Raw genomic sequence first — 17037 nt, forward strand, 5'->3', positions numbered from 1 at the left:
CGGGCAGGACGCCATCGACCCTTGCCGGGGAAATGCGTGAGGGGGCCCGAACTCGCGGAGTTCGGACCCCCTCACGCGGGGAGTCAGGCGGGCCGACCGCCGAAGGGGGCGCCGGTGCCGTAGTACGTGCCCAGCTCCTCGTGGTATCCCGCGTCCCCGAGGTGCTTGTCCCGGTGGAACTCGGGAGCGCTCTTGATCTGCTCCTTGGTCCGGTCCACGTAGACCTTCTTGTCCTCCGGGTCGACCCGGAGGACCGTGCTCGCCGGCAGCAGGACCTCCTTGCCGAAGATCCAGACCCCGGTGTCCACGACCAGATGGGCGTCACCGACCTCGTCGGAGTGCTTGTCCACCTTGCCGATGTCACCGTCGACCGCCTCGACCTTGAAACCGGTCAGATCGGTCCCGGCCAGATGGCCCGAGGTGGACTTGTAACTCCACACATGCTCAGTCACGCGAAAACAACTCCTCCGGTAAGCGGAGGACGGCAAAGGGATCACCCCTGCCGCCCCTCCATTTCCGATGCCTTGCAGCGGACGGCGTCGCCTTCCGCTTGGACTCCCGCCTGCCCCTGTCCCGGAACCCCATGCCTGCGTCACTGAAGAGAATTCGGAACGGCAGCCGCAGGTGCGTGGCATCAGCCGGTATCGAGGCCACCGATCAGGCCGCTGAGGAACCGGATGCAACCACTGGCCGGGCCCACGCCACGCGTACGGGGAAGGAGGGCTGGTCAGTCCTTGAGAAACGGCCTGGAGCAGGTCGCCGACCTTGGCTCCTCCGCGTCGAACGGACGGACCCCGGCTCGGTGAAGGCTGGTGGCCTCGCCCAGGGCAAGGCCGTCACCATCGGCGCCGACGAACCACCCCAGGCCACGTCTGCCCCGTACTTCAGCGAGCCGCGCACCGGCCTGAGGACGGCCAGGCCACGATGGTTGCCCGCAGGCGCGGACGCGTGCGGACAGCAGAGGAGAAAACCTTGGTCACTGTCGACGTTCAGCACTGCGGCAGCTCGGTCCTGGTCAGAGTCACCGGCGCACTCGACGGGGCCGCGGACGAGAAGCTCCAACAAGCGCTGGACGGTGTCACTGCTTACCAGCGGGACCTTCTGGTGGACCTGCACGGGGTCGCGGTCATGGACGGTGATGGCCTGCTGCACCTCTTGGACCTGCACCGGCGCGCGGAGTGCCTGGGCTTGCGGGTGCTGGTCACCGGCTGGCAGTCGCAGCCCCAGCAGTGCATGGCCGAGGTGGTCGGCATCCCCGGGCCCGGCTCGGCGACCGGAGAGCGGTACGCGCTGGCGGGGTTCCGCCGCCTCATCGAGGACCGGGCGCAGCGCGCCCGGGACCGTGCGGATTCCGCTGCCGGGTGGCCGCCGCTCGCCTAGTGCGGGTGGCCCGCCGGCGTCGCATTCCGCCGCCAAAGAATCGTCGATGTCACGTGATGGACCTCCCCTCGTGCCGCCGATCACGCAGCCCGCTCTTAGCCGAGATGGACGTACTCGGCGTGCCCGCGGCGAAAGGAAGGCGAAGGCTTTCCCCTGGGGCATGACTGCCGCCTGCCGGGTGGACGGCAGAAGTTCTCGCTGGCCCCGCAGGCCGCCCAGGAGGAGACGTAACGCATGGTGCAGAAGAAGGCGACCAAAGCCACGGCCAAGAAGGCCGCGCCTGCCAAGCCGAAGAAGCAGGCCGGCTCCCCCGGCGTGTCTGGCCGAACCGCCCCGCGACCGCACGAGCCATTGCCTGCGAAACCGGACCAGGACGGCCCGGACACCCTCAGCCCCACGGGACAGCCCACCGGCGCGCCCCAGGCCGCGGTGGCGCAGGGCGGTGCGTACCTGACGACCGCGCAGGGGGCCCGGCTGTACGAGAGCGATCATTCGTTGAAGGCGGGTGCGCGGGGGCCGGTGCTGCTGCAGGACCACCACCTGCGGGAGAAGATCACGCACTTCGACCACGAGCGGATTCCCGAGCGGGTCGTCCACGCGCGTGGTGCCGCCGCCCACGGGATCTTCCAGGGCTACGGCACCGCGGGGAAGGTCACCAAGGCGGCATTTTTGGCGAAGGGCGCCGAGACGCCGGTCTTCGTACGGTTCTCCACGGTCCTCGGATCGCGCGGCTCGGCGGACACGGTGCGTGACACGCGCGGGTTCGCCACGAAGTTCTACACCGGTGAGGGCACCTTCGACCTGGTGGGCAACAACATTCCGGTGTTCTTCATCCAGGACGCCGTCAAGTTCCCCGACGTCATCCACGCCGGCAAACCGCACCCCGACCGGGAGATCCCGCAGGCGCAGAGCGCGCACGACACGTTCTGGGACTTCGTGTCCCTGCACACCGAGGCCACCCACCACACCATCTGGAACATGTCCGACCGGGCGATCCCCCGCTCGCTGCGGATGATGGAGGGCTTCGGCGTCCACACCTTCCGCCTCGTCAACGCCAAGGGCGCCACGACGCTGGTGAAGTTCCACTGGAAGCCGAAGCTCGGCGTGCACTCCCTGGTCTGGGAGGAGGCGCAGATCACCAACGGCATGGACCCGGACTTCCACCGCCGTGACCTGGCCGACGCGATCGAGGCGGGCGCGTTCCCCCAGTGGGAACTGGGCATCCAGACCTTCCCCGACACCGCGGACCAGACCTTCGAGGGCATCGACCTGCTCGACCCCACGAAGATCGTTCCGGAGGAACTGGCCCCGGTCCGCCCCATCGGGCTGATGACGCTGAACGCCAACCCGACGAACTACTTCGCGGAGACCGAGCAGGTCGCCTTCCACCCCGGCCACCTGGTCCCGGGCATCGATGTCACCGACGACCCGCTGCTCGCAGGCAGGCTCTTCTCGTACCTCGATACGCAGATCAGCAGGCTCGGCGGCCCCAACTTCGGCCAGCTCCCCATCAACCGCCCGCACGCCCCCGTCAACGACATGCTCCGCGACGGCATGCACCAGACCGCCGTCCACGCCGGGGCCGCGCCGTACCGGCCCAACAGCCTCGACGGAGGCTGCCCCTTCCTCGCCGGTGCCGATACGGGCGCCTTCATCGAGGTACCCGTCGCCCTGCCCGCGGCAGCGAAGGTCCGCGAGGCTCCCGCCTCGTTCGCCGACCACTTCTCCCAGCCGCGCCTCTTCTGGCTGAGCATGACGCCGGTCGAGCGCGAGCACATCATCGCCGCGTATACCTTCGAGCTCACCAAGTGCCACGAGCAGGCCGTCAAGGAACGCGCACTGTCCGTCCTGGCGAACATCGACCCGCAGCTGTGCGAGGAGGTGGCCACCGGGCTCGGACTTCCCGCGCCGGCCCCAACCCAGCCCCTCACCGAACCGGCACCGAGCCCGGCGCTGTCCCAAGTCGGCGGCACCTGGCCGCTCGACGGACGGGTCGTCGGCATCGTCGCCGACGCCGGTTCCGATCTGAAGGGCGTCCGTACCGTGCGGGACGCCGTCCTGAAGGCCGGAATGGTCCCGCTCGTGATCGCCCCCACCGGGGGCACGCTCGGAACCGGGAAGAGCCCGGTCACGGTCCAGCGGACGTTCGCCGCCACGCGTTCCATCGAGTTCGACGCCCTCCTCCTCTCCGGCACGCCCGCGGCCGCGGCCGACGCCCGCGGCGCCCGCGACTCCAAGGCCGGAGCCCCGTACTCGAACGGCCCCGACCCCCGAGTCCTCCTGCTGCTCGCGGAGGCCTACCGCCACGGCAAGGCCATCGGCGGCTGGAACGACTCGTCCCGCATCCTGAACGCGGCCGGCATCCGGGAGGGTGACCCCGGCATCACGTTCGCCGGCAGCCCCACCGCCGCCTTCAAGGGCATCGCCCAGGGGCTGACGGAACACCGCGCCTGGGACAGGTTCCCCACCTCGGTCTGAACAAGGCCCACCGGGTCCGCACGGCCCAAGGAAGCCTCGGCCTCTGCTCCCCTGAAGCAGGGGCCGACCGACGGTCATCGTGCACCGAAGCCGCAGGGATGTACTCGGGCTGCCCGTTGCAAGATCGGGTAGGCGGAAAGGGCTCGTCCCGCGCGGTGGGCCGCGTGCGGCCTGGCGCCGCGCCCGGCGCGTCGGCCGCCCCTCGTGCCGGACCGTGGTTCAGGGGGTAGCGGTGAGCGGGATGAACGCTGTGATCGTCTTGCCGTCGCCATACGGCCGGATCTCCGTATGGTCGGCGATCCGGTTGACCAGCAACCAGCCGAACCCACCCGGTACATCAAGGGGTGTTCCCGGCGTGCGAGGGAACAGCGAAGATCTGTCCGACACTGCGACCGCCACACATCCCGCGAGAGGCACGACGCGGAAGTCGCTGACGCCGCCGGCGTGGCGGTCCGCGTTGGAGACCAGCTCGGAAACGACCAGCAGCACGTCGTTCACCAGGTGGTCCCCCACACCGCTCGCCACCAGGACATCGCGGGCGATCGACCGGGCGTCCTCACATCTCAGACCGGCCGTGCGACGTGGCGCATCCGACATCACCTCTCGCTTCATGACTCGCTTCTTCCCCTTCTCGCCCACTCAACCCACCAGGACGCCTGCGACACATCTCTTCGTCGACTCCGAGCGGGGGCCTTGTCGAGCCGGCGCCGCAGGAACGGGGTGGGCACCCGCCGTTCTCCACCGCCGCCGATGATGCAGCCCTCGAAGGTCGCGCATACCGGTCCCAGACGCGGGCATCCGCACGATATCCAGTCGAGGTGATCATGAGGACAAGGAGTGTCCGTGCTGCCCTTCAACGTGACCGAGAGCGGTGTGCTGATCATCCGACTGCCGGCCGATCTGGATATCGGCGGCCGGGCCGCAGCCGCCTGGGCGATCGACGGATACCTCGCCGCCCACCGGTCCGCACCCGTCATGCTGGAGCTCTCGGACGCGCCGCTGAGTACCGCCGCGGTGAGCACGGTCGTACGAACCCACCGCATGTGCCGCTCGTCAGGAGCACCGCTGGCCGTCCTCGCGGCGACCGCCGAAGCTCGCCGGGCGCTGGAGGCACAGGCGGGGGCCGAGGGGTTGGCCGTCCAACCCACCCGAGCCCTGGCCGCCTCCGCGCTCTCGGCCACCTCGTCGGCGGTAGCCACAGCAGCGTAGGCCGCACCCTGGCCCTGCCGGGGGCTCGCGCCACCCGGCGGCCCGCGCCCGTGAGGAGGCGCGGCTTGCGTACTCCCCCATTGCACGAGGAGATCCCTTCATGAGTACCACCCCGGTCCTGGAAGTCACCCCTCGCCGATCGGTGCACGCAGCCGCCCGTATAGCCGTTGGTCGCCCGCATTCGGCGCTCGACGCGATGCTGGATGCCGCCTACGAGACGCACCGCCGTTTCCGGCACGGCGCGTTCGCCGAGCCGTGCCCGACCTGCCACGTCTCGGCGGGCGAGCTCTGCCTGGCGCGACGCAGTGTGCACGCTGCCCGCCGGCTGGCACACCGCGCCCGGGCAACCCAGAGCGGCCCGGGCTTCCCTCCTTTCACCGCACGGTGACCCGCTGGACGGCGGCGCGATGGACATCGACCGTGCGCCGCTGCTCTACGAAGCCCTGCGCACGCTGATCACCCACTCTCAACACGGCCACCGGCCCGCTCCGTGTCGCCGGGGGCGCAGCAACAGGGCGGGGGCGACAGCGTGTTGCTGCCGCCCCCGCCCTGGAGTGCTTGGTGTCCGCTCGCGCTACAGACGGTGCGGTCCGTCGTAGTAGCCGCCGACCTGGCGCTGGTAGTCGGCATCACCGAGGTGCTTGTCCTTGTCGAACTCCGGAGCGTTCTTGATCTGCTCCTTCGTCCGGTCGACATAGATCTTCTCGTCGTTCGCGTCGATCCGGCTGATCGTGCCCGCCGGCAGCAGGACTTCCTTGCCGAAGATCCACGGACCGGTGTCGACCACGATGTACGAGGACCCGACTTCATCCGAGTGCTTGTCGACCTTGCCGATGGAACCGTCGCTCGCCTCGACCTTGTACCCCGTCAGATCCGACCCACCCAGACGGCCGGCAGTCTCGCGGTAACCCCAGAAATTCTCAGTCATGCGAAAAACAACTCCTCCGGTTATGGGGACGCAGGGAAATGGAAATCCCTACCGCACCTTTCTCTGCTGTGTTCACGGCGGAACTCTCGTTCCGGCCCACCGATCACCTGCCCCGCTTTTCGCCCCGTACACCGGGCCCGATATCCAATGCCACCTGGTAGGCCAAATACAGGCCCCCGCACATGGCGAGGCGGCGGTGGCCTGTGACCCCCGATCGGGGGTCACAGGCCACCGCCACACCACATCTGAACTGCGACTCCGTGAACCAGCTACCAGCGATACCACCGGCCACTGCCACCCTTCGGGCGGGCGACCTATCGACGCAGGCGGGAAAACGTTTCGACCGTCCTCGGCAGCATGAACCGTGCAACCTCGTACCGCGGGCTCATCGTCGTACCGGCGATCGCATCACCGGACGATTCCCCACCGGGCGGCATCGACAGCTCGATGCGGCAGAGCAGACAAGCCCCCGTTTTCAAGCGGCCGCGTGCGGCTTCCGTTTAGCCCACACGGGTGGGGTAGGAGGGCCGCATGTTCAACAAGCACCGAAGTGTTCGTACGACTGCTGTACTTGCCATCAGCTGGGCCGCCTTGACGGGTGTCGAGCGGGTGAGCGAAGGCGCATCCTGGCGGATGGCTCTGCTGCGCGGGCTGGTGTGGGCGGTCGCGATAGCCGGTGCGTGGTGGTTTGCCGAATGGACTCAGATGGGCCGCCGCACCCGGAGCGACCTCGCAGATCCGGCTGCCACCCGCCGGGATCCGAGCGGAACGACGAGGAGCCACACATGACAGACCGACGTCGTAACGCCCTACGGTTCTCCGACGGCTTGCCGCTTCGGCCGCCCTCGCTCGGCCCCCGCCTCCTGACGGAGGCCCTTGACGTCATTTCACGCCGCATACGGTTCCGTCGCGCCGCAGGCACCATAGCCGTCTGCACGTCTGCTTCCGGGGACCGGTCGCACCCCGACCGATGGAGCAGGTCCGGAGGGAGCGCCTCAACCCGGCCCCGGCACCGGAGCCCATTCCCGGGCGTCACGGACCCTCACGAGCGTGCCCGAGAAGTGATCGAGTCCCATACCACCAGCCCCAGCGACCTGGCGTCGCTTCTCAAGATGTTGGGCCTGGCGCCGCCCGAAGAGCCGCACGGAAGCCGATCCCGTACCGAAGGCGACCGAGGCCACCCTGGGCCGCAGTAACGGGCAGCGGTGATCGGGGGCAGGTCTGCCCGGCATCCTCTTCCGCTCCCGGGCAGTGCCGCGCACACCTACGCGTTGCGAGTCGCACTACGACCGAACCCCCGCCCCGTACCCGGGGACAGGCCGATCGGACGAAGTCCCCTGCGCAAGCCATTCGGAGGGGGACCTCAGCGGCAAGCCACGCACGGCGTCCAGAGCGAGCAAGCCCCGAATCGCCAGGGGCGAAGCCGGTGTCAGGCGGCCGCCCCGCCCTCCCAATGGCGTTTCACGTACCGAGTTCCGCCCTCGCCCGGCACGAATCCGGCGTCAGACGGCATATCTGAACCGGGTATCGTTGCTGGCGGCTTGGAACACCGCCCGGAAGCGGTGGGACGAGCCTTTTCCACGCGGGCTCGCGAGCCAGGGGCGGACGGTGAGGAAACGATGATCTCGCAGGGCAGCAGGGAGCGGCCGGTCCAGAGCCTTGGCCATGGGGATCACGTATGTCTGGCGTTCGCCGACGATTCCGAGCAGCGCCGGGTGGTCACCGCCTACGTGTCCGATGGGTTGAAGCGCGGTGAGCGAGTACTGTATTTCGCCGACCGCCAGAAGCCTGCCTCGGTGCTCGACTGGCTTCGGTCGACGCAGACGGATCCGGACGCCGCGTTGTCCAGCGGACAGCTACAGGTGATCGCTGCCAGCGACCGCTACCTGGTTTCGGGACGTTTCGACGCCATGGCGATGGCGGCCACCCTGCGGCAGGAGATGGCAAGCGCTGCGGCCTCTGGCTTCAAGGGATTCCGGGTCGTCGGTGAAATGAGCTGGGTCCTACGTGAGATCGCCGGCGCGGACGAGCTCGCCGCGTACGAGAGCATGGTCAATTCGGTCTTCGAGGGACAGCCTGCTTCGGCCGTCTGCCAGTACGATGCCCGCCTCTTTCACCCCGCTCAACTGCAGACCTACGACCACTGCCACCCGGGCACCGTGGAACTCTCCCCGCTCTACGAAGACAGACTGTTGCGGATCGTTCCCACCTTCGAGGAAGGGGAACGCACGATGCGTGTGATCGGCACCGTGGACGACCGCACCACCGACGCCCTGACTGCGGTTCTGGACGCCACCCTCGACTGGGCCGGGGACGTGCGGGTGGACATGAGTGCGCTCGAGTTCATCGACCTGGCCGGTCTGCGCGCTCTGGCGCACACCGCCGAGCGATACGAGCCGGGCCGCCGCCTGCGGGTGGTGGAACTTGCTCCGCTGCTGTGCCAGGTCATAGCCGTGGCCGGGTTCGACCAACAAGTCGCCCTGGTCGTCACCTCCCCGGGAGCCTCGGCATGAGCAGCGTGATCGACGTGACCGCCTGGCAGCCCGACCGGACCCCCCGGTTGGTGCACCAAGGCCTGGTTTACGGGTCCGACGAGGCGTTCTTGGCTGCGACCGTCCCGTTCTGCCTGGACGGTCTCCAGCATGACGAGGCAGTCCTCGCCGTCACCACACCCGCCAACATCGACCTGCTGCGTCAGCAACTCGGCAGCGCCGCCGACGCAGTTCAATTCATCGCGGCCGACGACTGGTACAAGACTCCCGGCAGCACCCTCGGCGCCTACTACCGCTACGTCGACGAACGCACCGCCACTGGACGCCATTCCCAGGTACGCGTGATCGGTGAGCCCGTCTGGCACGGCCGCGACGCATTGGAAACCGACGAGTGGACCCGCTACGAGGCCGTCATCAACCTCGCCTTCGCCCACTGCCCGGCATGGATCGTCTGCCCCTATGACACACGGACGGTCCCCGACCGGATCGTCACCGACGCCCGCCGTACCCACCCGCAGCTGGTGACCGGCCCGGCTGCCGAAACAAGCGGTCACTACGCCCCTCCCCAGGGCGCCGCCTGGCATCGGAACCCGTCACCGGTTCCCGAGCCGGGAAGCAACGCCGCGATGGGCTTCGGCACCGACTTGCACCACGTGCGCGCGTTCGTCGCCCGGCAGGCCGCGCAGCTGGGGATGTCCCCTCAGGGGGCGGAGCGTTTGACTTTCGCCGTCAACGAAGTGGCCACCAACGCCGTTCAGCACGGCGGAGGACGCGGCGAGGTCTCGGTGTGGCGTACGGGGCACAAGGTCATCTGCGAGATCAGCGACCCCGGCCCCACCCGCTTCCCTGCCGAAACCGGGTGGACGCTCGGCTACCTGCCACCGGACCCCGGCCTGCCCCGCGGGCACGGCCTGTGGACCGTGCGCCAGTTGTGCGACCTGGTCGAAGTCCACTCCGGCACCCCGGCCACGGTCGTTCGCCTCCACCTGAACCTTTCCTGAATCACCCGGCCGGTCAGTGGGTCCAGTCCCGCCCGTGGCCGGGTCAGGGAATCGGGACCCGTGGCCCGGCGTTGTCCCACACATGGACGATGCACCCCGGTACGGCCATGAAGAGCTCGACCCGTCCGCCGTCGCGGCTGCGCGCGACCGCCTGGCGGCTGACCGCGACGACACGCTCGATCGGGTGGCCGCGCTGGGGCGCGACTTCGACGGGATCGTCGCGGCGAACGCCTTGGTCGCGGTCGACGACGAGCACGACCCCGAAGGGGCCAGTACGGCCTTCGAGCGTGCCCACGTGGCCTCCCTGATCGCGCGGGCACACGACCATTTGGACGAGCTGGACCAGGCGCTGGAACGGCTCGAACGGGGCGACTACGGGCAGTGCGAGGGGTGCGGCGCAACGATTCCGCCCGAGCGCCTGGAGATCCGGCCGGCCGCGACCACCTGTGTGCTCTGCGCCGGCTCCGACCCGCGCCGTCCCTCACACTCCACCTGACGCCAAAGGCTTCTCGGCCGACCGCCGCTCATGCTGTCGCCATGTCCACGAGAGACGGCACTCAGCAGTTCTGGTCGGACGGACGGGCTCCTCAGCGAGCCAGGAGCTCGTCGAGAAGCTTGTCGAGGTCGAGGAACTCCTCCCCGGCAGCGACGACTGCGTAGGTGTCGTCCAGGAAGTTCCTCAGCGCGAGGGCGTCCACGAGGACAACGGCGTTGTCCTGCTGATCGGCGCTCATGCCGATCAGTTCGACGCGGAGTTCGTCGCGGCCGGACCCCTTGTCGGGGCGGAACGCGACGTCGCCCTCCCCCACCGGGCGGTGGAGCCCCTCGGCCAGCATCTGCCGGTCGAAGTGCCACCGTGCCAAGACGTTGTCACCGTCCAAGAATTCCGCCTGCACCACGTACGGGTCTCCGCCGTCATACGCGAAGCGGGCAAGGAAATACACGTGACCCGTCGCCGTCTCGAGGCGCACGACGATCAGAGCAGACACACGGGACATCGATGGGCCTCCAGGGTGGGCTGTCAGCCACGCGTGTGCCCCGCTCCGCCCCCACCACACTGCACCGATTGGGGGAACCACGAGACCGCAGGCTCTGGGGACCTCCAGATGGAGATCGTGACGACGGGGGTCTTCGCGCGCCCCCGGCACACCGATACCCGGGCGTCATGGCCGGCCGGTGAGCGGCCGGCCAGCACCTCGGGGTCAGACGAGGTCGAACCGGTCGAGGTTCATCACCTTGTCCCACGCCGCCACGAAGTCACCCACAAGCTTCTCTCCTGCGTCCTTCGCGGCGTAGACCTCCGCGATGGCCCGGAGCTGGGAGTGCGAACCGAAGACGAGGTCGACGGCGGTGGCCGTCCACTTGACCTCGCCCGTCGCGACGTCCCGGCCCTCGAAGACGTTCTCGGCGGAGGCCGACGCCTTCCACTCGGTACCCATGTCGAGCAGGTTGACGAAGAAGTCGTTCGTCAGCATCTCCGGCCGGTTGGTGAAGACCCCGTGCGGGGACCCGCCGAAGCCGGTGTTCAAGGCCCGCATGCCACCGGTCAGCACCGTCATCTCGGGTGCGGTCAGGTTCAACATGCCGGCACGGTCGAGCAGGAGCGTCTCCGGCGGCAGCTTCTCTCCCGTCCGGAGGTAGTTGCGGAACCCGTCCGCCCTGGGTTCGAGCACGGAGAAGGACTCCACATCGGTCTGCTCCTGCGAGGCGTCCGTGCGCCCCGGTGCGAACGGGACCGTGACGGCGTGCCCGGCATTCTTCGCGGCCCGCTCGACGGCCGCGCACCCGCCCAGCACGATCAGGTCGGCGAGCGAGACCTTCGCCCCGCCGGCGGCCTGGGACGCATTGAAGTCCTGCTGGATCCGCTCGAGGGCCTGGAGCACCTCGGCCACCTCGGGCAGGTCGTTGACCTCCCAGTCCTTCTGCGGTGCGAGCCTGATCCGCGCCCCGTTGGCCCCGCCGCGCATGTCGGTGCCGCGGAAGCTCGCCGCCGACGCCCAGGCCGTGGTGACGAGTTGGGGGACGGAGAGCCCCGTCGCGAGGATCCGGCCCTTGAGGTCGGCGATCTCCGCGTCCCCGACCAGTGCGTGATCGACCGCGGGAACGGGGTCCTGCCACAGCTGCGGCCCGGGGACCCACGGCCCGAGGTAGCGCGAGAGGGGCCCCATGTCGCGGTGCAGCAGCTTGTACCAGGCCTTGGCGAACGCGTCCGCGAGCCTGTCCGGGTTCTCGTGGAAGCCCTTCGAGATCGGCCCGTAGACCGGATCCAGCTTCATCGACAGGTCCGTCGTCAGCATCATGGGCGCGTGCCGCTTCGACGGATCGTGGGCGTCGGGCACGGTGCCCTGGGCCGCCGGGTCCGTCGGGGTCCACTGCTGTGCGCCGGCGGGGCTGGTCGTCAGCTCCCAGTCGTACCGGAACAGGTTGTCCAGGTACCCGTTGTCCCACTTCGTCGGCTCGGAGGTCCACGCGCCCTCGAGCCCGCTGGTGAGGGAGTCGACGCCCGCCCCGCTGCCGTACGAGTTCTTCCATCCGAGGGCCTGCTGCTCGATGGGGCAGCCCTCGGGCTCCGGACCGATGTACTCGGCTCCGACCGCACCGTGGCACTTGCCGAAGGTGTGGCCGCCGATGATCAGCGCGGCCGTCTCCTCGTCGTTCATCGCCATGCGCGCGAAGGTCTCGCGAATGTCCCGGGCGGCTGCGAGCGGATCCGGATTCCCGTTGGGCCCCTCGGGATTGACGTAGATCAGTCCCATCTGCACCGCGCCGAAGGGACCGGTGAGTTCCCTGTCGCCGCTGTAGCGCTCGTCCCCGAGCCAGGTGTCCTCCGGACCCCAGAAAATCTCCTCGGGCTCCCAGATGTCCTCCCGCCCGAAACCGAACCCGAACGTCTTCAACCCCATGGATTCGATGGCGCAATTGCCGGCGAACACCAGCAGGTCGGCCCAGGAGATCTTCCGGCCGTACTTCTGCTTCACCGGCCAGAGCAAACGGCGGGCCTTGTCGAGGCTCGCATTGTCCGGCCAGCTGTTGAGGGGCGCGAAGCGCTGCGCGCCGGAACCGCCCCCGCCGCGGCCGTCGGCGATGCGGTACGTGCCCGCGGCGTGCCAGCTCATCCGGATGAAGAGCGGTCCGTAGTGGCCGTAGTCGGCGGGCCACCACGCCTGCGAAGCGGTCATCACCTCGAAGACGTCCTGCTTCAGCTCGTCGACGTCCAAGGACGCGAACTCTGCCGCGTAGTCGAAGTCCTGACCCATCGGATTGGATCCGGGCGCATGCTGGTGGAGAACCTGAAGGTCCAGCTGATTCGGCCACCAGTCCCGGTTCGTCCTGGGGCGAGTCGGCGCGGGGGTCGGGGAGGGGATTACCGGGTTCTCGCTGTCGCTGCCGGACACGTCAGCCCTTCTTCCTGTCTTGGTGTGTTCCTCTGCCGGCCGCGCTGCCCACTCTTGGTGCCGTCCGCTTTGCGAGTCGAGCACGGCGACCCACGCTGCCGACGAGAACATGTCCTCAGGGACGAGGTCGATAATCGAGCGCGTATCGGCGTCCGTATGGTCGCGCACCGCAGACCGCACTGCTACGAGAACACGCAGAGCACCGCTACGTAACAAGCACTCGAAATCCAAGGGTGACATTTTCCGATCATCACGATCTCCCCCGCTGATATGAGAATCGGAAGCGGAATTGACGACCGTCCCGACGTGCAATTGGAGAGGCGAACCGAAATGAGCGACCTGCTGGAGCGGCTGAGAGGGCGCGGCTGGCGCATGACGTCCCAGCGGCGCGTCGTAGCAGAAGCCCTCGACGGCGAGCACGTGCACCTCACGGCCGACGAGGTGCACGCCCGCGCGGCACGGCGCCTCCCCGAGATCGCCCGGGCCACCGTCTACAACACCCTGGGCGAACTGGTCGCGCTCGGTGAGGTGATGGAGGTCTGCGCCCACGGCCGCGCGAAGCGTTACGACCCCAACGCGCACCGTCCGCACCAGCACCTCGTGTGCTCCGGCTGCGGCATCATCCGCGACGTCCACCCGACCGGCGATCCCCTGGCCGGACTTCCGGCGGAGCAGCGGTTCGGCTTCACCGTGTCCGGGGCCGAAGTCACGTTCCGCGGTCTGTGCCCCGCGTGCACTCCCGGTCAGCCACGGGCCGGTCAGCCTTCGACTCCCGTGACCGCATGGGCGGCGCCCACCGGCTCGGATTCGGGTGACCCGCGCTGGCGCAGGTAGACCGGGAGGAGGGCGCCCGAGGAGGCCTCGGTCGGCCTGGCTCGGCGAAGGGCCTCCGGAAAGGATCGCTACGGCATGTCCGGAGAGATCTTCGCGGCGTGCATGGTGAGTCGGCCGATCCGCGTTTCGTGGCTGGTCGCCGTCGTGCTGTGGTCGGTGATCGAGTCCGGCCGGGCGTCCGTGAGGTACCACGTGGTGAGCGGGTCGCCCGAACCCGCCCTCATCTCCTCGATCTTGACGTTGCACGGCTCGGCGGGAGCCTCGGTGGACAGGGCCCATTCCTGCGCCCCGGGCGCGTCGGTGAGGACGCAGTCGTCGAGGGTGAGCGTGAGCACCTGCCCGGGCAGGCCAAGGTCACCCTGGGGACCCAGACCCGTCACTCCACCGCAGGTGAAGCGCTCTCCTCGGACGGTGACGTAGTAGCTGCTGGACACGTTCGCAAGGGATTCGTTCATGCCCACCGCCTGCCCCGTCCGCCCCCCGTCAGACGCCGTGACGGCATGACGTTGCGGGACCCTGGGCATCCCGGCGATCATGCCGCTCACGGCGTCGAGAGGTTTCAGGGCAGGTACCCGGGAGAGCGGGCTGTCACCGAGGCCGGCCAGGAGATCAGCCGGGTCGCGGTAGACGGCAACCGCACCGGCCTCCACGAGGTCGTCACCGGGGATTCCACCGCACAGCAGGCCGACGGCGGCTACCCCGGCCCGGTCGGCCGCCTTCATGTCCCAGACGGAGTCACCGATGAACACGGCGCGGTCGGGCGACACACCCACCAGTTCGAGGGCGTGCCGGACGGGGTCGGGTGCGGGCTTGCCCCGGTCGACGTCGTCGGAGGTCGCGGTGTCGGTGATGGCGTCGTCCGCGCCGATGGCTTTGCGCAGGGCGTCGAGTTCCCGGTCCTTGGCGGAGGTGACGAGCACCACCTTCCAGCCGTCCTCCGACAGGGCGCGGAGCACGTCCGCGGACGAGTCGAAGGCGGTGAGCCGGTCGAAGTACGTGGCGTACAGGGTGTCGTGGGCGGCGCTCAGCCGGGCGTCGCCGGAGTGGTCCCGGTCCTCGCCCAGGAGGTGGTCGAGGAGGTCTTCGCCGGGCAGGCCGATCGCCCGGTGAACGGCGTGCATGGGCACGTGGTGCCCGGCCTGGCGCAGGGCTTCCCACCAGGAGGTGATGTGCAGGTGATTGGTGTCGGTCAGGGTGCCGTCGACATCGAAGAGAGCAGCGCGGTCCATGACGATCGCATCCTCACAGGTCTCGCAGGGCGGGCAGCAGTTTCGTCTCTGCCCACTCCAGGAACGGCGTCTGGTGGTCGCCGCCTATCTGGATGAGGGCGACCTCGGTGAAGCCCGCCTCCGCGTACGGGCGGACCGCCTCGACGAAGGCGTCCACGTCGTCGCCGCACGCGATCGCCGCGGCCACGTCGTCGGGCCGCGCGTGCTGCGCGGCCTGCTGGAAGGCGGCGGGGCCGGGGAGCTCGGCGTTGACCTTCCAGCCGGCGGGCGACCAGCGGAACTGTTCGTGGGCGCGGGCCACCGCCGCATCGCGGTCCGGGTCGTAGCAGACGGGAACCTGCCCGATCCGCGGCTTGCCGGAGCCGCCGTACGCGCCGAACGCGGTCAGCAGCTCCTGCTTCGGCTCGGTGGCGATGAGCAGGTCGCCGTACCGTCCCGCGATCTCACAGGAGCGGTCCCCGGACACCGCGATCCCGATCGGGGGCGGATCGTCCGGGAGGTCCCAGAGTCTGGCGTTCTCGACGTCGAAGTGCGCGCCGTGGTGGCTCACGTACCCGCCGGCGAAGAGGGAGCGGATGATCCCCACGGCTTCTTCGAGCATCTCCAGACGCACGTGGGCGGCGGGCCAGCCGGCGCCGACGATGTGCTCGTTCAGGTTCTCGCCCGAGCCCAGCCCTAGCCGGAACCTGCCCTGGGACAGGATCTGCATGGTCGCGGCCTTCTGGGCGACGACCGCCGGGTGGTAGCGGAAGGTCGGGCAGGTCACGTACGTCATGAGCGGGATCCGGGAGGTCGCCTGCGCGGCCGCTCCCAGGACGCTCCAGGCGTAGGGCGCATGCCCCTGGGACTCCAGCCAGGGGAAGGAGTGGTCCGAGATGACGGAGAAGTCGAATCCGGCGTTCTCCGCCCTCACCACATGGGACACCAGCTCGCGGGGGCCGGCCTGCTCGGTCATCATCGTGTATCCGATTCGCACCATGAAGGGCGCCTTGCCGCTATCGCGCCCTGGAAACCCCCCACCGCGACCATCTCGGCCCTGCGAGGTCCGTCGCCGCCCTCGGACGATCCGCCGGCCGCCGTCGACACGGCCGGGACGCCGTGGAGCCTTCCCGGCGCCGTCGGCCGGTCTACTGTGGGAAGGGTCCCGTCCCACGTGAGCAGCAGATGAGGCCGGCAACTGTGTCGACGTCGAGCCATGAGATCCCCGGTACCCCCTGCTGGGTCAGCCTCCTGGCCCGGGACCTCCCTTCCGCCCAGAGGTTCTACGGTGCCGTGCTCGGCTGGGAATTCCGTCCCACCCATCTCGGCGACGGAGTCGTCATCGCCTTCCGCGACGGGGCCCCCGTCGCGGGCATCGGCGCACTCACCGAGGGTCTCAGCCTGCCCGTGGTCTGGACGCCGTACTTCGCCGTCGAGGACGCCGACGCGACGGCCGCACGGATCCGTGAACGCGGCGCGACCATGGCGGTCGGCCCTCTGCCCTTCGGCACCGGACGAGCCGCCTTGGCAGCGGACCCCGCAGGGGCCGTCTTCGGCTTCTGGCACGGCGAGGCCGTCCCCGACTGGTCGATGGGCCGCGGAAGCGCCCCGGCCTGGCTGGAACTGCGGACCCGGGACGCGTTCGCCGCCGCCATCTTCTACGGAGAGGTGCTGGACTGGGACAGTGAGCGACCCGGCAGCTGCACGGTCTCCTACGAACACGATCACGTCGTGCTGCGCCACGGCCACGACACCGTGGCCCGCATCAGCGGCGGCGCACTCGAAGAAGCCCCGGACCCCGAGGTGCGCCCCCGCTGGCACCTCCATTTCCACGTGCCCGACCTCGAAACCGCGATCGATGCCGCCACCGGCCTCGGCGGCAGGGCCGCCTCTCCCGTACAGACGTCCACCACGAGCCGGTGGATGGTTCTCTCCGACCCCGAGGGAGCGCTCTTCACCGTGGTGGCACCTCAGGACGCGTAGACCTGGCCCGGTGCCGTCGGCAACGTTCGCCGGCCGCAGCGATCGACATGCGGCTGAGGCGCTTCGGGACGGGCGCACTCGTGCGCTGACCAGCGACCCGTCCTCGGTGGCGGCGCAGGCCGGCTACGC

The 17037-nt window shown here is 69.3% G+C and carries 15 protein-coding genes and 3 pseudogenes; 10 read left to right on the forward strand and 8 right to left on the reverse strand.

Annotated elements, in window-relative coordinates:
* Positions 1 to 83 precede the first annotated feature (83 nt).
* A complete protein-coding gene (locus tag OHA37_RS04205; protein ID WP_266902577.1) occupies positions 84 to 452 on the reverse strand; it encodes a PRC-barrel domain-containing protein in 369 nt (122 codons plus the stop codon).
* A gap of 520 nt (positions 453 to 972) precedes the next feature.
* On the opposite strand from OHA37_RS04205, the gene OHA37_RS04210 reads away from it, so the two are divergent.
* Both OHA37_RS04210 and OHA37_RS04215 read left to right on the forward strand, forming a co-directional pair.
* Entirely contained in the window at positions 973 to 1380 is a 408-nt protein-coding gene (locus OHA37_RS04210; protein WP_266902579.1) for an STAS domain-containing protein, read from the forward strand.
* A gap of 234 nt (positions 1381 to 1614) precedes the next feature.
* Positions 1615 to 3858, forward strand: coding sequence for a catalase (locus OHA37_RS04215; RefSeq protein WP_266902581.1), 2244 nt, complete (start codon positions 1615 to 1617; stop codon positions 3856 to 3858).
* Positions 3859 to 4077: 219 nt separating this feature from the next.
* Here the strand turns inward: OHA37_RS04215 and OHA37_RS04220 are convergent, their stop codons facing one another.
* Positions 4078 to 4470, reverse strand: a complete 393-nt coding sequence (locus OHA37_RS04220; RefSeq protein WP_266902583.1) for an ATP-binding protein — start codon at positions 4468 to 4470, stop codon at positions 4078 to 4080.
* 231 nt (positions 4471 to 4701) lie between these two features.
* Here OHA37_RS04220 and OHA37_RS04225 point away from each other — a divergent pair, with 231 nt between their 5' ends.
* Entirely contained in the window at positions 4702 to 5067 is a 366-nt protein-coding gene (locus OHA37_RS04225) for a hypothetical protein (protein WP_266902585.1), read from the forward strand.
* Between the two features lie 100 nt (positions 5068 to 5167).
* Positions 5168 to 5455 (forward strand): hypothetical protein, encoded by a 288-nt coding sequence (locus tag OHA37_RS04230; protein WP_266902587.1) that lies wholly within the window; start codon positions 5168 to 5170, stop codon positions 5453 to 5455.
* Between the two features lie 186 nt (positions 5456 to 5641).
* On the opposite strand, the gene OHA37_RS04235 is transcribed toward OHA37_RS04230, so the two are convergent.
* Positions 5642 to 5995, reverse strand: coding sequence for a PRC-barrel domain-containing protein (locus OHA37_RS04235; RefSeq protein ID WP_266902589.1), 354 nt, complete (start codon positions 5993 to 5995; stop codon positions 5642 to 5644).
* Positions 5996 to 6526: 531 nt separating this feature from the next.
* On the opposite strand from OHA37_RS04235, the gene OHA37_RS04240 reads away from it, so the two are divergent.
* The 4 genes from OHA37_RS04240 (at position 6527) to OHA37_RS04255 (ending at position 9984) form a co-directional block, all read left to right on the forward strand.
* On the forward strand, positions 6527 to 6784 hold the full coding sequence (locus tag OHA37_RS04240) for a hypothetical protein (protein WP_266902591.1): 258 nt from the start codon (positions 6527 to 6529) through the stop codon (positions 6782 to 6784).
* 830 nt (positions 6785 to 7614) lie between these two features.
* Complete coding sequence (locus OHA37_RS04245; RefSeq protein WP_266902593.1) at positions 7615 to 8508, forward strand: MEDS domain-containing protein; 894 nt, start codon at positions 7615 to 7617, stop codon at positions 8506 to 8508.
* Positions 8505 to 9488, forward strand: a complete 984-nt coding sequence (locus OHA37_RS04250) for a sensor histidine kinase (RefSeq protein WP_266902595.1) — start codon at positions 8505 to 8507, stop codon at positions 9486 to 9488. Before OHA37_RS04245 ends, OHA37_RS04250 begins: the two co-directional genes overlap by 4 nt.
* An 82-nt stretch (positions 9489 to 9570) precedes the next feature.
* Positions 9571 to 9984 carry a TraR/DksA family transcriptional regulator gene (locus tag OHA37_RS04255; protein WP_266902597.1) on the forward strand — a complete coding sequence of 138 codons (414 nt, stop codon included), beginning with the start codon at positions 9571 to 9573 and terminating at the stop codon, positions 9982 to 9984.
* A gap of 91 nt (positions 9985 to 10075) precedes the next feature.
* On the opposite strand, the gene OHA37_RS04260 is transcribed toward OHA37_RS04255, so the two are convergent.
* Together OHA37_RS04260 and katG are read right to left on the reverse strand one after the other, a co-directional pair.
* Positions 10076 to 10486, reverse strand: coding sequence for an SsgA family sporulation/cell division regulator (locus OHA37_RS04260; protein ID WP_266902599.1), 411 nt, complete (start codon positions 10484 to 10486; stop codon positions 10076 to 10078).
* Positions 10487 to 10690: 204 nt separating this feature from the next.
* Positions 10691 to 12883 (reverse strand): catalase/peroxidase HPI, encoded by a 2193-nt coding sequence (gene katG / locus OHA37_RS04265; protein ID WP_266902601.1) that lies wholly within the window; start codon positions 12881 to 12883, stop codon positions 10691 to 10693.
* Between the two features lie 330 nt (positions 12884 to 13213).
* Here katG and OHA37_RS04270 point away from each other — a divergent pair.
* A pseudogene (locus OHA37_RS04270) lies at positions 13214 to 13618 on the forward strand (Fur family transcriptional regulator); the annotation flags it as partial.
* Between the two features lie 23 nt (positions 13619 to 13641).
* Here the strand turns inward: OHA37_RS04270 and OHA37_RS04275 are convergent.
* The 3 genes and pseudogenes from OHA37_RS04275 to OHA37_RS04285 form a co-directional block, all read right to left on the reverse strand.
* Positions 13642 to 13737, reverse strand: a pseudogene (locus OHA37_RS04275) (DUF6766 family protein); the annotation flags it as partial.
* Positions 13738 to 14292: 555 nt separating this feature from the next.
* Positions 14293 to 14946, reverse strand: a pseudogene (locus OHA37_RS04280) (HAD family hydrolase); the annotation flags it as partial.
* Positions 14947 to 14959: 13 nt separating this feature from the next.
* On the reverse strand, positions 14960 to 15925 hold the full coding sequence (locus OHA37_RS04285; RefSeq protein ID WP_266902603.1) for an LLM class F420-dependent oxidoreductase: 966 nt from the start codon (positions 15923 to 15925) through the stop codon (positions 14960 to 14962).
* Positions 15926 to 16176: 251 nt separating this feature from the next.
* On the opposite strand from OHA37_RS04285, the gene OHA37_RS04290 reads away from it, so the two are divergent.
* A complete protein-coding gene (locus OHA37_RS04290; RefSeq protein ID WP_266912503.1) occupies positions 16177 to 16908 on the forward strand; it encodes a VOC family protein in 732 nt (243 codons plus the stop codon).
* Positions 16909 to 17037 lie beyond the last annotated feature (129 nt).

Origin of the sequence: Streptomyces sp. NBC_00335, assembly GCF_036127095.1 — a bacterium.
In the GTDB taxonomy this organism is placed as follows: Bacteria; Actinomycetota; Actinomycetes; order Streptomycetales; family Streptomycetaceae; genus Streptomyces.

Coding starts and splice junctions, on each gene's coding strand:
- OHA37_RS04220 (WP_266902583.1), bottom strand. CDS start 4,470: ATGAAGCGAGAGGTGATGTCGGATGCGCCACGTCGCACGGCCGGTCTG.
- OHA37_RS04285 (WP_266902603.1), bottom strand. CDS start 15,925: ATGGTGCGAATCGGATACACGATGATGACCGAGCAGGCCGGCCCCCGC.
- OHA37_RS04255 (WP_266902597.1), top strand. CDS start 9,571: ATGGACGATGCACCCCGGTACGGCCATGAAGAGCTCGACCCGTCCGCC.
- OHA37_RS04260 (WP_266902599.1), bottom strand. CDS start 10,486: ATGTCCCGTGTGTCTGCTCTGATCGTCGTGCGCCTCGAGACGGCGACG.
- OHA37_RS04230 (WP_266902587.1), top strand. CDS start 5,168: ATGAGTACCACCCCGGTCCTGGAAGTCACCCCTCGCCGATCGGTGCAC.
- OHA37_RS04235 (WP_266902589.1), bottom strand. CDS start 5,995: ATGACTGAGAATTTCTGGGGTTACCGCGAGACTGCCGGCCGTCTGGGT.
- OHA37_RS04215 (WP_266902581.1), top strand. CDS start 1,615: ATGGTGCAGAAGAAGGCGACCAAAGCCACGGCCAAGAAGGCCGCGCCT.
- OHA37_RS04240 (WP_266902591.1), top strand. CDS start 6,527: ATGTTCAACAAGCACCGAAGTGTTCGTACGACTGCTGTACTTGCCATC.
- OHA37_RS04245 (WP_266902593.1), top strand. CDS start 7,615: ATGATCTCGCAGGGCAGCAGGGAGCGGCCGGTCCAGAGCCTTGGCCAT.
- OHA37_RS04250 (WP_266902595.1), top strand. CDS start 8,505: ATGAGCAGCGTGATCGACGTGACCGCCTGGCAGCCCGACCGGACCCCC.